Below are 14,556 nucleotides of genomic sequence, written 5' to 3' on the forward strand. Positions count from 1 at the left end.
ACGGACAACCCGATAGGACCCGAAATGAGTGTGACCGAAACCACCACGATACCGGAACAAAATGTCGCCGCGTCTGGTGAGATGCCAAAACAGACAATTGATGTTCAAGACCTGAAGCTTAGGCTGCAGGGTCCGGCCGGGATTGTCGAAATCCTCAAAGGGGTCGATCTTTCGATTGGTGCGGGTGAGCGCGTCTCCCTTGTTGGTCCGTCAGGCTCTGGCAAGACATCGCTTTTGATGGTTATTGCCGGACTGGAACAAGCCCAGGAAGGTGTGGTGAAGGTCTGTGGCAAGGACTTGCGCGCCCTTGATGAAGACGGGCTTGCGCTTTATCGCCGCCACCATGTCGGCATCGTGTTTCAGGACTTCCATCTGATCCCGACGATGAGCGCGTTGGAAAACGTTGCGCTTCCGATGGAATTCGCCGGACGCAAGGATGCCTTTGAAAAGGCGCGCGAGGAATTGGAACATGTCGGGCTGGGTCGCCGCACCGATCACTATCCCGGACAGCTGTCTGGCGGGGAGCAGCAGCGCGTCGCCCTGGCCCGTGCCCTTGCGACGGACCCGGAGCTTCTGCTTGCCGATGAGCCGACCGGTAACCTTGATGGCACCACGGGTGAAACGATTATTGAATTGCTGTTTGACCTGACCAAACGGCGCGGGTCGACCTTGCTTCTGATCACCCATGATCCGAGCCTTGCCGAGCGGTGTGACCGCACAGTGATGCTGCGTGACGGCGAAATCGTTTCGCAACTGGAATCGCAATCATGAGCACGTCCATTTCCCCCACCGAAGGCGCGGACCGGCTTTGGTCGATTGCCTGGCGTGTCTGCCGACGCGAGCTGCGTGGCGGACTGTCGGGTTTTCGTATTTTCCTGGCGTGTCTTGCGCTTGGCGTCGGATCGATTGCCGCTGTCGGAAACGTTTCGGAATCCGTTCTATCGGCCCTTGAGCGTGACGGCCGGAAGCTTTTGGGTGGTGATGTCGAACTGCGTCTGACCCATCAGGAAGCCACCGGCGACCAGATTGAGTGGTTGCGGGCAAACACCGAACGTGTGGCGGAGCTCGCCACCATGCGCACCACCGCCTATGGCCCCGACCAGCGCCGTCTGGTGGAGCTTAAGGCGGTTGATGATGCCTATCCGCTGTTTGGCGAGATGGAGCTTGTCGATGGGGTGCCGTTTGACGGGATCCTTGATCAGAAGGATGGTGTCTGGGGCGCTGTAACCGAGGCAGGCTTGCTTGAACGGCTTCAGATCAATGTCGGGGATACGGTTGCCCTTGGCGATATTGATGTTCAGATCCGTGGCGTGATTGCGACCGAGCCTGACAAGGCAGTTGGCTTTTTCAACTTTGGCCCGCGCCTGATGGTGTCGATGGACGGGTTGATGGACACCGGGCTGGTGCAGCCGGGCAGTCTGATCCGCTATTATTACGCTTTGGATATCAATGATAATGAAACCCCGACCGCCTTTCGTGAACGGCTTGAAGATCGGTTTGAAGAAGCAGGCTGGCGCATTCGCGATACAGCCAATGCCAACCCGGGCCTGAAACGCTTTATCGAACGTCTGACTTTGTTCCTGACCCTTGTTGGGCTGTCGGCGCTTCTGGTTGGCGGGATCGGGGTGGCCAATGCGGTGCGCAGCCATATCGAAAGCAAAACATCTGTTATCGCCACGCTGAAATCCATCGGGGCGTCGCATGGCTTGGTGCTTCGGATTTACTTCCTGCAAATCCTTGTTCTGGCCCTGATCGGGATTGGGATCGGGCTTTTGATCGGGGCAGTGACCCCGGCATTGATTGCGCCGGTTCTTGCCGGACGCTTGCCGATTGATGTGACCCTTGGCCCGGCATTGCCATCGCTGATCATTGCGACGAGCTTTGGCATTCTGACCACGCTGGTCTTTGCCCTGCCATCGTTGCTGCGCGCGCGGGAGATTCCGGCAGCACGCCTGTTCCGGTCCAGTGCGGGGCTGTTTAGTGGCAGCCCGGTGCGCAAGCGTGACCTGCCCTATATCGGTGTGCCACTGGTGCTGTTGTTGGTGCTGACAGTACTCACCGCAACTGACAGGGCGATTGCGCTTGGCTTTATTGGCGGGTCGGCCGCGGCTGTGGTGATTTTCACCTTTGCAGGTCTTGGTATCGTATCCCTTTCGAAACGGTTGATCACGGGACGCAGCGCCTTTTCCAGACTGGCACTGGCCAACCTGCATCGTCCGGGGGCCAGCACCGTGCCGGTTGCCTTATCGCTTGGACTGGGTCTCACATTGTTGGTGACGATTTCGGGGATCGAGGGCAACCTTGATAACGAGATCAACGAGAACCTGCCGGACTCTGCCCCGGCATTCTTCTTCCTTGATATTCGCCCCGATCAGATCGAACAGTTCCGTGGCCAGCTTTTGGCAAAGGACAATGTTTCGGATGTCGAACAAACACCGATGCTGCGCGGTCGGGTGACGGCGGTTGACGGGGTTGATTCCAACGATGTCGGTCCGGGTGATGATCGCTGGTTCCTGCGCGGTGACCGTGGCCTTACCTTTGCCGCCGCCCCGCCGCCGGAAACCAAACTGGTGCGTGGTGAATGGTGGCCTGCGGATTATAACGATGCGTCCAGGCCGCTTGTGTCGATCAGTGCCGATATCGGGCGGGCCTTTGACCTTGAGCCGGGCGATACCTTGACCATCAATATTCTGGGGCGTGACATCACGGCCGAGATCGCCAACTGGCGCGAAATCGAATGGCAAAGCCTGCGGATGAATTTCGCCATGGTGTTTTCACCGGGCCTGATCGACAAGGCGCCCTATAGCCTGATCGCGACTGCGCACATGCCGCGAGAAATGGAAGAACCGGTTGATCGCATGATCGGCCTGGACTTCCCGAATGTCTCGGCGATCCGGGTGCGCGAAGCGCTTGAGGCCGCCAATGCCATTCTGGCCGGGATTGGAACCGCATTGAATGCGACCAGCATGATTGCGATTGTGGCTGGCGTACTGGTGCTTGGCGGGGCGGTTGCGGCCGGTCGCCGCAAACGCATCTATGATGCCGTGGTGCTCAAGACATTGGGTGCTACGCGCGCCAACATCCTTTATGCCTATGCGCTGGAATACGGGATCCTTGGTCTTGCCACCGGGGTGATCGCAGCGTTTGTCGGGTCGGTTGCAGCCTGGTCGGTGCTGGTTCTGATCATGGAGGCCAATTGGGTTCTTCTGCCGATGACCATCATCGGGCCGATTGCGATTGGCCTGTTTGCCACGCTGGCGGCGGGTTTTGTCGGCACATGGCAAGCGCTGCGCAGTCCGGCAGCCCCGTTGCTACGTAACGAGTAGGACCGCTAACACAGCACTCAGATAGACAAGGCCGGATCCAGATGGACCCGGCCTTGTTTTTTGGAAAACCATTTCGAAATCGTTCTGAAGTCGCACCGTGATGATCAGGCAATATCGCGCAAGGCACGTCGAACGACCTTGCCGGTCGTGGTCATCGGCAATTGATCCAGAAAAGCAATCTCGCGCGGGTATTCGTGCGCGGCCAAACGGGTTTTGACGAAGTTCTTGATTTCGCTTTCAAGTTCCGGGCTTTGGGCAAATCCATCCGCCAGCACGACAAAGGCCTTTACGATCTGGCCGCGCTGTTCATCGGGCTTGCCGATCACACCGGCCATGCGAACAGCAGGATGGGCGATCAGGCAATCCTCGATCTCGCCCGGGCCGATGCGATAGCCAGCCGAGCTGATGACATCATCATCGCGCCCGACAAAGCGGATATAGCCATCCTGATCAATGCAGCCCATATCGCCGGTCAGAAGCCATTCACCGACAAACTTGTCGCGGGTGGCTTCGGGATTGCGCCAATATTCAAGGAACATCACCGGGTCGGGTGCGCGCACGGCAATGCGGCCCATTTCACCGGGCTCAAGCACCTTGCCACCAAGATCAATCACTGCCACGTCATGACCGGGCACGGGACGGCCCATGACACCGGGTTTGGGGTCCATGATCGACTGACAGGAACTGACCACCATGTTGCATTCGGTCTGGCCGTAAAACTCGTTAATGGTGACATCAAACACCCGACGTCCCCAATCAAGAAGTTCCGCACCCAATGTTTCACCACCACTTGCTATAGAACGCAGTTTGAAATTGAACCTTTGCGCCATTTCATCACCGGCGGCCCGCATCATCTTTAGCGCCGTAGGCGGCAGGAAGGTATTGCGCACGCCATATTCAGCCATCAGGCGAAAGGCATCCTCGGGCGTGAATTTTTCAAACCGGTGGGCAACAACGGGCACCCCATGATGCCAGGCAGGCAACAGCACATCCAGAAGCCCGCCAATCCACGCCCAGTCAGCCGGGGTCCACATAACATCCCCGTCTTCGGGGAAGAAATCATGTGACATTTCGACACCGGGCAAATGGCCAAGCAACACGCGATGCGCATGCAAGGCCCCTTTTGGCTGGCCAGTGGTGCCGGATGTGTAAATGATCAGAGCCGGTTCATCGGCCCAGGTGTTGACCGGTTCAAATTCGTCGCTGGCCTCGGATGACAGGGCCTTGAAATCAAAACAGCCGTCCGGCGCACCATCAATCACATAGACATATTCAAGGGCCGGCAACAGATCACGGATTTCAGCGATCTTGGCGGCACCTTCCTTGTTGGTCACCAAAGCCTTGGCCGCACAGTTGCCCAGACGGTATTCCAGCGCATCCACCCCGAACAGGGTAAAGAGCGGCACGGCAATACCACCCATTTTATAGGTCGCGACATGGGCAATTGCGGTTTCCGGGCTTTGTGGCAACAGGATCCCCACCCGGTCGCCGCGCCGTATGCCATGACGGCGCATGACATTGGCAAAGCGGTTCGACAGGCGTTTGATCTGTGAAAATGTGTAATCACGGCGCGTGCCATCGCGCCTGCGATGCATCAGAGCCAGACGATCCGGATCATCCGCCCATTTGTCGCAAACATCGACGCCGATATTAAAGTGGGTTGGTACGTTCCAGGCAAATCGAGAACGCACCGAAGCATAGTCAGAACGACTGCCCAGCATATTTCCTCCCTGTATTCGCCGCTGTTCTTGTTTTTTTGGCTGCGGCAAATGTTGCAATGCATGCTAGTTGCAATCGTCCGAAATTGGAAGTTTTCTCTGTTCCTGACCCTAGCTGCCCGGATCCAGCAGGAAGGTAAAGTTGGCAATTTGCCCGGCATCACTGGTTGCCCTTGCATGACAGCCCAGGCAGGTGGCATCCGACTGATCCTGCATGAAGCTTTCAAGCGTGCTGTTGGTCAGAAAGCGCGGCACTTCACCAACACCAAAAGGCGCCCCGCCCGGATTGCCGATCCATTGCGTGCCAAGCAGCATGTAGTTTGCAAGAACGCTACCCGACAGCCTGCCCTGCCAGACAAAGTTGCTTTCTGCCGTGCCGGAAAACAGCCGCCAGCATCGCACGATATCGGGCGATGTGGCCTGCCCCCCCGATGACAGACGGGCATAGGGCGTGTGATCGGCCCATTTCAGGGTTTCAGAGATTGGCTGATTGGCAGGATCGCCTGCAGCCCCCATCCCGCCATAAAAAGCATATTGCTGATCCACCGCACCTGGCGCCAGACACCCGTTTTCAAACGGTTCCTTGGTGATGATGCTGTTGGGACGTCGCGCATTGGCCGCCAAAGGGACATTGTCGACATGTTCGAAACTCGACCAGATCCAGCGATCCCCATTGCCACTGGCAACCCGTTGCACAAGATGCATGCCGACCAGGCCGACCATGACATCAAGGCATTTCGCCCGACCATCAAGCGTCTGATCACCGGAAAGCGATATTCGGGCGGGGCGGGTCAAGTAACGGCTATTCTGCGCTGCATCGTCGGTTGGCAAAATGCGCCATGCAAATTTCAGCAATTGCGCCCCCATCACGCCGGGGGCAGCGGGCGGGATAGCCGGGTCAGCGTCGGATATGGCGTTCTTCGCAGGATCCTTGGCAGAAGCCTTGGTCGAAACCGCACTCACCACCTTGGCCAGATCGGCCTGCAAATGGCCGGTCGGGAAATCAACGGCCTGCCCGGATTGTGCAAAAGCCGCCCGACCGGAGCGCGTTTGCAGATTATTGGCGGTGATATAGTCTGCGGCGACCGGATTGATGCGGGTTTCAAACAAAACGAAGTTGCCGGTCTGATCAATCAGAATATCCCCGGTCGATTGCAGATAGCTTGCCAGCAACAAATGCCCGTCTGGCAGATCCTTGCCGCAGGCCGGGTTGGGAAAAGTGACCTCGGCGAACAGATCGCGCTTTGTCGGAAAGGTTTCCCACCGTGCGGGCTGGTTCGGGCGATGCAGCGGGTCCATCAGCGATGTGAAGGCCTGCCAGGAAAACCGATCGAACGGGCGTTGTGCGTGATAGGCGAGAAACCGGTAGACGAAGCTGGCATCGAATTCCGGCACATCGACCGGGGCGATGGCGCAAGGCGCATCACTGCTGCCATCCGCACAGAATTCCGATCCGTCATAGGCATCGGTAAAGACCGGAATGTCACCATCACCCGGGGCGCGTTGAAGGCTGGCATTTTGAGCCTGCCCGACCGAAGCGCCAATAGAGCTTGTGGCAAACAGACAGCCCACGATCAACCCGCCTATAGCCAACCCACGCCCAAAAACCCGAAACCGGAACGGGTCTGAAAGCGACATATCGGATAAGATTGGACGTGACATTGGGCCGGACCTGTATGCGTTTAAACAAAGCTTTGCGAGTCCCGCAGTGGCACCATCATAGACCGGTTTACATAACCTGTCGTCATCGGACGATTTCACGATAGCGTCATATCAAGGGTGAACAAGTTCACATCTGACGGCGGCCCAGCGCAGGACAATCTGTCAAACCGTTGCTTTTCCCGGAAATCCTGCCATATTTTGATCATCGCAGAATTGTATAACTATGTTCTGCTCACAATTGGATCAAAGAGGGATTTCAATGGCTTTTGAAACGCGTCAACGCGGCTATGACGTCTCGGTTGGCCGGTCGGCGGCCGAGATCGATGAAGGTCTCCGCGCCTATATGCTGCGTGTCTATAACTACATGGCATCCGCACTTGCCCTGACCGGTATCGTGGCAATGGCTGTGTCGACCAGCCCGACCCTGATGCAGGCTATTTTCGGCACCGGACTGCACTGGATTGTCATGCTGGCCCCGATCGGGCTTGTGTTCTTCCTGAGCGCGCGCATCCACAAGATGAGCTTTGGTGCCGCACAGGCGACATTCTGGATCTATGCTGGCCTGATGGGTCTGTCCCTGGCGTCGATCTTCCTGGTTTATACCGGTGAGTCGATCGCGCGCACGTTCTTCATCACCGCGGGTACCTTTGGTGCGATGAGCCTGTTTGGCTATACCACCAAGAAAGATCTGTCGGGCTGGGGCAGCTTCCTGTTCATGGGCCTGATCGGTATCATCATTGCAATGGTGGTGAACATCTTCCTTGCCAGCACGATGCTGCAGTTCGTCATTTCGGCGGCTGGTGTTCTGATCTTCACGGGTCTTACCGCCTATGACACCCAGAAAATCAAGGAAGAGTACCACGAGCACGATGATGCAACCACGGCAGGCAAAAAAGCCCTGTTCGGTGCGCTGCGTCTGTATCTTGATTTCGTGAACCTGTTCATCATGCTGCTGCACTTCTTTGGCAATCGCGAATAGAAGTCACACGGCATACGCAGTCAAAACCCCCGCAGCGCCTGCTGCGGGGGTTTCTTTTTGTCCGGGCAAAACGGTAGGCAAAAGTCAGGAGGCGTCCGCGGTATCCTTGTCTGTCGCCGCATTGCCATTTCCGCCCGTTGCATCCATCACCGCCTTGCGATGGCCAAGTTGGGAAAGAAAGTTTTCTGATCGGGTATAGCCGCCAGAAGCAGCACGTGCTGCGCCCTTGGCGCCGGCTTCGGTGAATGCCTCGTAAGACTGAGAGTAGCTCATCCGCGCATGGGTGAGCATTTCGATATCCTTATGCAGGTTGCCATTGGTCAGATAGACGGTCGCGAGTGCAAACATGATGCGGCCCCAGATATAGGGATGATCGCGACGCGTGCAGACCTTGAGCGCTGCCTGAAAGACGGGAACAACCTGGGTATCGGGGATGGTGACATCACGGATGGTCGCAGACGACACAATCGCCTCGGCCAAACCATAGGCGATTGTTGCATATAGCGGACCATGCACGCGGGCATTGATCATGCCAAGCGCCCGTCGGTAATGGCCAGCCCCCTTGTCGACAAGGCTGGCATCTTCCTTATCCTTGCCGGTAAGCACCATGGCCTCGCCAAGTTTACAGATCGAAAGAGCCCGATCCACCGGCGATCCCATGGAGAGTTCGATGCGGCGCTCCAACATGCGCCAAATCGCAACCGCAAGAGCCCCGGAGCGCGTTTTAAGATTGGCGACCAAGGACCAGTTCACAAGCGATCCGTAAAGGGCGAGTGCTGCTGTGGTGCGCGGGTCTACCTTGGAGAAATCACTAATCCGGTCGAGAAGATCGGACAGCTGGTTTTCCTGCCCACCCTGATCATTTCCATCGAGCGCCTCGCCCTTAAGTCCGCTCGGCGCTGCGGTTTTGGTTTTACCGGCTGCTGCCGTCGGTTTATCAGCGATATCGCTGACCATCTGGCGGATATGGGGCTCCATAACGCGCAGCGCCGTCGCGCAATAGGAACGATCCCCGGTTTCCGAAAGGACGAATGCCCCAAATCCATAGGCAAGGGCCACCCCGGAACCCGCCTGTAAAAAGGTATCACCTCCAAGTACGCGGTCCTGCAGGTCTTCAAGAATGGCAGCCAATCGCGCAATCTGAAGGGCACGCTGTTCGCCACCACGTGATTTCAGCACAAGCTGAGCATTCAAAAGGACACGCAGCGCCTCGGAAACATCAGCATGGCTGGGCTGGCGGAAACTGTAGGTCTGGGGCAACATCAGGTCATAGAGCGACGATGTCAGTGCGTCACTGACCATATGCAGATCGACATAGCCGTTGCCCGGATCCTCACGGCCCCAGAAAACCGTATCGGAATCCTTGCGATGCGCCACGTTGAGAACCCCCAACTGGGCTTCTCGGATGGCTTGGAACAGATCGGCAGCGTCGGGATTTGGCGAAAAGAACTGATCGATCCTGATCCCGCTGGTTTCCGGAACAGATTTCAAGGCAGCGCTTACAAGTTCGGAAACGTTATCGGCAGAATCGGCGCCAATATGGGCATTGGTATCAGCAGCGGTGAAACGGGCAATGCCATATCGGCACAGAACATCATCGGCCGCCAGATCATCCCCGGCGCCATCCCCCATGTCATCGACAGTGTCAGAGCCCGTGATCAAGGATTTGAACACGAGGCCAACTATTGACCAGAAACCAGCCATTCTTGTCCTTATCCGTCCCCTGCAGTTCAGAGCCTGGATAACAGGGGCCTTAAGACTTTTGTCGGATCATTTTCCTCTTACAAATCAGGATGGTCAATCCTGCGCGTGGGAATATACCTCATACCCAAGAATAGGATACCTGCCCCCAAAATAGGTGAGCAGACCATCCAACCACACAGATTTTTGACGAATTCAGGATTCCCACGGACGTTTGCGCTGTCGCGACGCAGAACGACCTTTCGCAACAGGGGTCTGCGATTTACGTGCCCATGGCCCCGCAGATCTTCCTGTCTTTGCAACATGTGCAGGCTGGCGGACCGGCCCGCCTTGTGGTCCCTGCGCATTTCCGCCCGACGAACGGGTCATGGCCTTGAGACGTGCAATTCGATTGGCCATGTTGGGATGGGTTGAAAACAGGCTATCAACGCCCTTTCCCGACAAGGGATTGGCGATATACATGTGCGCGGTTGCCGGGTTGCGTTCAGCATCCATGTTCGGCACTGCGTGCACGCCCTTATCAAGCTTGTTCAGCGCACTGGCCAGCCACATGGGATGACCACAGATTTCAGCCCCGATCTTGTCGGCCTCGTATTCGCGGGTGCGTGAAATCGCCATCTGCACGATCATTGCCCCCATCGGGGCCAAGATGGCAATCAGGATCATGCCGATCCCGCCCAGCGGATTGTTATTGTCGCTGCGTCCCCCGCCAAACATTCCGGCAAACATCGCAAAGTTTGCAAGGGCCGAAATGGCACCGGCGATGGTCGCCGTGATCGTCATGGTCAGGGTGTCACGGTTTTTCACGTGCGCCAGTTCATGGGCCATGACGCCCGCGATTTCATTGCGGTCCAGTAGCTTGAGCAGCCCGGTAGTCGCGGCCACCGCCGCATTTTCCGGATTGCGTCCGGTGGCAAAGGCATTTGGTTGGGGGTTTTCAACCACATAGACCTTGGGCATCGGCAGATCGGCATTGCGCGCCAGCCCCCGCACCATGGCAACCAGTTCAGGTGCGGTTTTGTCATCCACCTGGCGTGCACTGCGCATGCGCAGCAACATGGCATCGGAATTCCAATAGGCAAACACATTCATCGCGGCTGCAAACAGCAGCGCAATGATCATGCCCTGTTGCCCGCCAATCATCATGCCAACCGCGCCAAACAACGCGGTCAACCCGGCGAGTAACAAACCTGTACGGATGTAATTCATCCTCGAATACCTTTTTGGCTAACAGTCTTTGCGAAAGATAGGGCGTGGTTTTGCGTTGGCAAGCACCCGGCAATTATGAACCGGTCTTTCCACAATAGTATAGGCCATCTCCCGTTTGGTGTAGGCAGTTTGTTCCCTCTAACCATCTGACTTAAGGGAATAATTGCGTCCTTGTTTGCCCACGTGACCAACATCACAGAACAGGCACCAAAGATATCAAAGGATTCCCGCACTACACGCATGAGTGGCATTGATATTGCTTGTTTTCCCAACCGTCACAGCAGGAGATATCGCAATGGTCAACATTCAGGGACAATTTTCATTGGTTGGGGCGCAGATGCTGCTGCTCAATCGGCCGATTGACATGAAAACCGGTGAATACACTACCGAATATAGTGCCGAGGAATGGAAAGAACGCATGCTTTCCCGTCAGGCAGAGTTCAAGGAAATCCGAAAGAATGCGGAAAACAACCTTTCGAACTGGCTTGATGACAACAGCGATGCTGAGGTAACCCGTGCCTATTATCTGGACGGGGAACTCACCGCCGTTTTTGGCACCGAAAACACCAATGTTTCGAACGGCATGGATTACGGCTTTGAGTACAGGCTTGCCAAAAGTGACGGTGAACAGCGCGGGCTAAGTGGCGATGAGCTAAACGAATATGTGGAAAACCGAATTGAGTTCGAGCTCAAACGCAAATATGGCAACCGCCTGGAAGTCAGGGAAGGCGCTGCAGGTACAATGGGCACGGTTGGCGACTACCGTGAAGAGCTGTTTGGCGGGGAACGCTGGCCATCAGTCGAAAACATTCCACAACATCCGGAAATTGACTGGGACGCACCGTCACCGAAACAGGCTGGCACATGGAAAGGCCCGATAGACCTTAATACAACGGCGTTTCTGGCGATGCGCGAGCAAGCCAATAACGCCTGACAGGAAAAGTAAAGCAGCCGGACCGGCGGGGTCGGGGGAAAAAGACGGTCCGGCTGCTTATGCAACGATATCGGTCACTCCGCAGGCTGATGTGCATCAGCCTCATCAAGTGAACGAACATCGTTACGCCGGCCAATCATGCGTACAAGAACATAAAAGACCGGGGTCAGGATCAGGCCAAATATCGTCACACCCAGCATGCCGGAAAATACCGCAATACCAATCGCGTGGCGCATCTCGGCACCGGCACCACTGGACAGAACCAGCGGGACGACACCCATGATGAAGGCCAAGGAAGTCATCAGGATCGGGCGCAGACGAAGTCGGCTGGCCTCGATCGCGGCCTGAACGGTGCTGCGGCCCTGATGTTCAAGTTCGCGGGCGAACTCGACAATCAGGATGGCGTTCTTTGAAGCCAGTCCGGCCAGCACAAACAGGCTGATCTGGGTGAAGATGTTGTTATCACCCCCGAACAAATAGACACCAAAGACAGCTGACAGGATGCTCATCGGGACGATCAGGATCACCGCCAATGGCATGGTCAGGCTTTCATACTGAGCCGCCAGAACCAGGAATACGAGCAGGATACAAATCGGGAAGACAAAGATCGCTGTATTGCCCGCGAGGATCTGCTGATAGGTCAGTTCCGTCCATTCATAGGACATGCCCGGCGGCAATGTTTCATCGAGGATCTTTGTAATTGCCGCCTGTGCTTCGCCACTGGAATATCCCGGTGCTGCATTGCCATTCAGATCAGCAGAACGGAACGCGTTATACCGCATGGCCGTATCGGGCCCGAATGTTTCAGAGACCGAAAGCACGGAGCCAAGCGGCACCATATCCCCGTCTGCATTGCGTGTTTGCAGTCGCAGGATGTCTTCCGGGCTTGAACGGTATGGCTTGTCGGCCTGTGCGATCACCTGATAGGTGCGACCAAAGGCGTTGAAGTCATTAACATACATCGAGCCGAGATAGACCTGCATCGTGCGGAAGACTTCATCAACCGGGATGCCAAGCTGCTGGACCTTGGTACGATCAAGCGTCGCCTGAAGCTGCGGCACGTTGATGTTATAGCTTGAGAACACACCGGTCAGTTCCGGTGCGGCCCATGCCTTGGCCAGGACCTGTTTCATTGCATCATCAAGCGCGCGATAGCCCTGATCGGAGCGATCCTGCACCTGCAGCTTGAAACCACCGACCGTGCCAAGCCCCTGCACCGGCGGTGCCGGGAAGATGGCAACAAAGGCCTCGTCAATGGCACCGAATTTCTGTTGAAGCTTGCCAGCGATGGCAAGGCCTGACAGATCGTCACTTTTGCGTTCGGCAAAGTCGGTCAGCGTGACAAACACGATGCCCGCACTTGAGCTGTTCACAAAGCCGTTGATCGAGAGCCCCGGGAAGGCCACAGCACTTTCAACACCGGGTTCATTGAGTGCGATATCAGACATTTCGCGAATGACATCTTCGGTTCGGTCCAGCGTCGAACCCTGCGGAAGCTGGGCAAAACTGACAAGATACTGCTTGTCCTGAAGCGGCACGAAGCCGGTCGGCAGGATCTGGAAGCCCTGATAGGTCAGGACGAGAAGACCGGCATAAAGCACCATCATGATGGTCTTTACCCCGAGCAACCGTTTCACGCCACCGGCGTAAAGTTCGGTACTGCGGTTAAAGAAGCGGTTGAAGCCGCGGAAGAACCAGCCAAAGACAAAGTCCATACTGCGTGTCAGCCAGTCTTTTGGCGCATCATGACTGCGCAGAAGCACAGCCGACAAAGCCGGACTCAGCGTCAGCGAGTTGATGGTGGAAATGATCGTCGCAATGGCAATCGTCAGGGCAAATTGCTGATAGAACTGACCGGTCAGGCCAGAAATGAAGGCAATCGGCACAAACACACCGGTGATCACAAGCGATGTCGCAATGATCGGTCCGGTGACTTCGCGCATGGCAGCAACCGTTGCATCGCGCGGCGACAGACCACGTTCGATGTTACGTTCGACGTTTTCAACAACAACAATCGCGTCATCGACCACGATGCCGATGGCCAGGATCAAACCAAACAGCGACAGCACGTTGATCGAAAAGCCCAACAGCAGCATCAGCGCGAAGGTACCGATGATCGACACCGGTACGGCTAACAGCGGAATGATCGAGGCACGCCATGTCTGCAAGAACACCGTTACCACAACAACAACAAGGGCAATCGCTTCAAGCAAGGTCATGATGACCGACTTGATGGAACCACGGACGAACACGGTCGGGTCATAAACGATCGAGTAATCCAGATCGTCCGGGAAGCTTTGTTTGAGCTCTTCCATGGTTGCGCGAACGTTGCTTGAAATATCAAGCGCGTTCGAGCCCGGCGATGCAAAGATCGGAATCGCAACGGCCGGCTTGTTATCAAGTAGGGAGCGCAGCGCATATTGCTGGGCTTCCATTTCAATCCGCGCGACATCACCCAAACGCGTGATCGTGCCGTCGGCTTCGCGTTTGATGATGATGTTTTCAAATTCGCCGGGGCTTTCCAGACGGCCGCTTATATTGATCGGTAACTGGAATTGCACACCGGTGTCATAAGGCGCGCCACCAATGATACCGGCCGCGACCTGAACGTTCTGGCTTTGGATGGCGGAAACCACCTCGCCCGCGGTCAGATTGCGTTCGGCAACCTTGTCCGGATTGAGCCAGACACGCATGGCATAATCACCCGACCCGAACAGGCCGACCTGACCAACACCCGAAATGCGCGCCAGACGATCACGCACATTCAGCGTCGCGTAGTTGCGCAGATAAAGCATGTCATAGCGTTCATTGGGCGAACGCAAATGCACGACCATGGTCAGGTCGGGCGACTGCTTTGACACCGTCACACCAAGCTGGCGGACGATATCAGGCAAACGCGGTTCGGCCTGCGAGACGCGGTTTTGGACTTTTTGCTGGGCCAGATCGGGGTCGGTACCGATTTCAAATGTCACAGTCAGTGACAGGTTGCCATCGGTGGTCGCCAGCGAGTTGATATAGAGCATCCCC

At 56.4% G+C, this 14,556-nt stretch carries 9 protein-coding genes; 4 read left to right on the plus strand and 5 right to left on the minus strand.

What is annotated here, in order from left to right:
• Positions 1-81 precede the first annotated feature (81 nt).
• On the plus strand, positions 82-771 hold the full coding sequence (locus HED22_RS09315; protein WP_167721472.1) for an ABC transporter ATP-binding protein: 690 nt from the start codon (positions 82-84) through the stop codon (positions 769-771).
• The gene (locus HED22_RS09320) at positions 768-3,326 is read left to right on the plus strand and encodes an ABC transporter permease (RefSeq protein WP_167721379.1); all 2,559 of its coding nucleotides are present in this window, start codon (positions 768-770) and stop codon (positions 3,324-3,326) included. Before HED22_RS09315 ends, HED22_RS09320 begins: the two co-directional genes overlap by 4 nt.
• A 104-nt stretch (positions 3,327-3,430) precedes the next feature.
• Here HED22_RS09320 and HED22_RS09325 read toward each other — a convergent pair whose 3' ends face one another.
• Both HED22_RS09325 and HED22_RS09330 read right to left on the minus strand, forming a co-directional pair.
• Positions 3,431-5,047 (minus strand): acyl-CoA synthetase, encoded by a 1,617-nt coding sequence (locus HED22_RS09325; protein ID WP_167721381.1) that lies wholly within the window; start codon positions 5,045-5,047, stop codon positions 3,431-3,433.
• A gap of 108 nt (positions 5,048-5,155) precedes the next feature.
• Positions 5,156-6,706, minus strand: a complete 1,551-nt coding sequence (locus tag HED22_RS09330; protein ID WP_254869878.1) for a hypothetical protein — start codon at positions 6,704-6,706, stop codon at positions 5,156-5,158.
• Positions 6,707-6,965: 259 nt separating this feature from the next.
• Here HED22_RS09330 and HED22_RS09335 point away from each other — a divergent pair, with 259 nt between their 5' ends.
• Positions 6,966-7,685, plus strand: coding sequence for a Bax inhibitor-1/YccA family protein (locus HED22_RS09335; protein WP_064787759.1), 720 nt, complete (start codon positions 6,966-6,968; stop codon positions 7,683-7,685).
• Positions 7,686-7,769: 84 nt separating this feature from the next.
• On the opposite strand, the gene HED22_RS09340 is transcribed toward HED22_RS09335, so the two are convergent.
• Together HED22_RS09340 and htpX are read right to left on the minus strand one after the other, a co-directional pair.
• Positions 7,770-9,389, minus strand: coding sequence for a hypothetical protein (locus HED22_RS09340; RefSeq protein ID WP_167721383.1), 1,620 nt, complete (start codon positions 9,387-9,389; stop codon positions 7,770-7,772).
• Positions 9,390-9,581: 192 nt separating this feature from the next.
• Entirely contained in the window at positions 9,582-10,595 is a 1,014-nt protein-coding gene (htpX, locus tag HED22_RS09345; RefSeq protein WP_167721385.1) for a zinc metalloprotease HtpX, read from the minus strand.
• A 295-nt stretch (positions 10,596-10,890) separates the two neighbouring features.
• On the opposite strand from htpX, the gene HED22_RS09350 reads away from it, so the two are divergent.
• Positions 10,891-11,529, plus strand: coding sequence for a hypothetical protein (locus HED22_RS09350; RefSeq protein ID WP_167721388.1), 639 nt, complete (start codon positions 10,891-10,893; stop codon positions 11,527-11,529).
• 74 nt (positions 11,530-11,603) lie between these two features.
• Here the strand turns inward: HED22_RS09350 and HED22_RS09355 are convergent.
• Positions 11,604-14,556, minus strand: a 2,953-nt coding sequence (locus tag HED22_RS09355) for an efflux RND transporter permease subunit (RefSeq protein ID WP_167721390.1), incomplete at its 5' end; no start/stop codon positions are given.

Origin of the sequence: Thalassospira sp. HF15 (assembly GCF_011806525.1) — a bacterium.
Lineage (GTDB): Bacteria > Pseudomonadota > Alphaproteobacteria > Rhodospirillales > Thalassospiraceae > Thalassospira.

Coding starts and splice junctions, on each gene's coding strand:
- HED22_RS09315 (WP_167721472.1), top strand. CDS start 82: ATGCCAAAACAGACAATTGATGTTCAAGACCTGAAGCTTAGGCTGCAG.
- HED22_RS09320 (WP_167721379.1), top strand. CDS start 768: ATGAGCACGTCCATTTCCCCCACCGAAGGCGCGGACCGGCTTTGGTCG.
- HED22_RS09325 (WP_167721381.1), bottom strand. CDS start 5,047: ATGCTGGGCAGTCGTTCTGACTATGCTTCGGTGCGTTCTCGATTTGCC.
- HED22_RS09330 (WP_254869878.1), bottom strand. CDS start 6,706: ATGTCACGTCCAATCTTATCCGATATGTCGCTTTCAGACCCGTTCCGG.
- HED22_RS09335 (WP_064787759.1), top strand. CDS start 6,966: ATGGCTTTTGAAACGCGTCAACGCGGCTATGACGTCTCGGTTGGCCGG.
- HED22_RS09340 (WP_167721383.1), bottom strand. CDS start 9,389: ATGGCTGGTTTCTGGTCAATAGTTGGCCTCGTGTTCAAATCCTTGATC.
- htpX (WP_167721385.1), bottom strand. CDS start 10,595: ATGAATTACATCCGTACAGGTTTGTTACTCGCCGGGTTGACCGCGTTG.
- HED22_RS09350 (WP_167721388.1), top strand. CDS start 10,891: ATGGTCAACATTCAGGGACAATTTTCATTGGTTGGGGCGCAGATGCTG.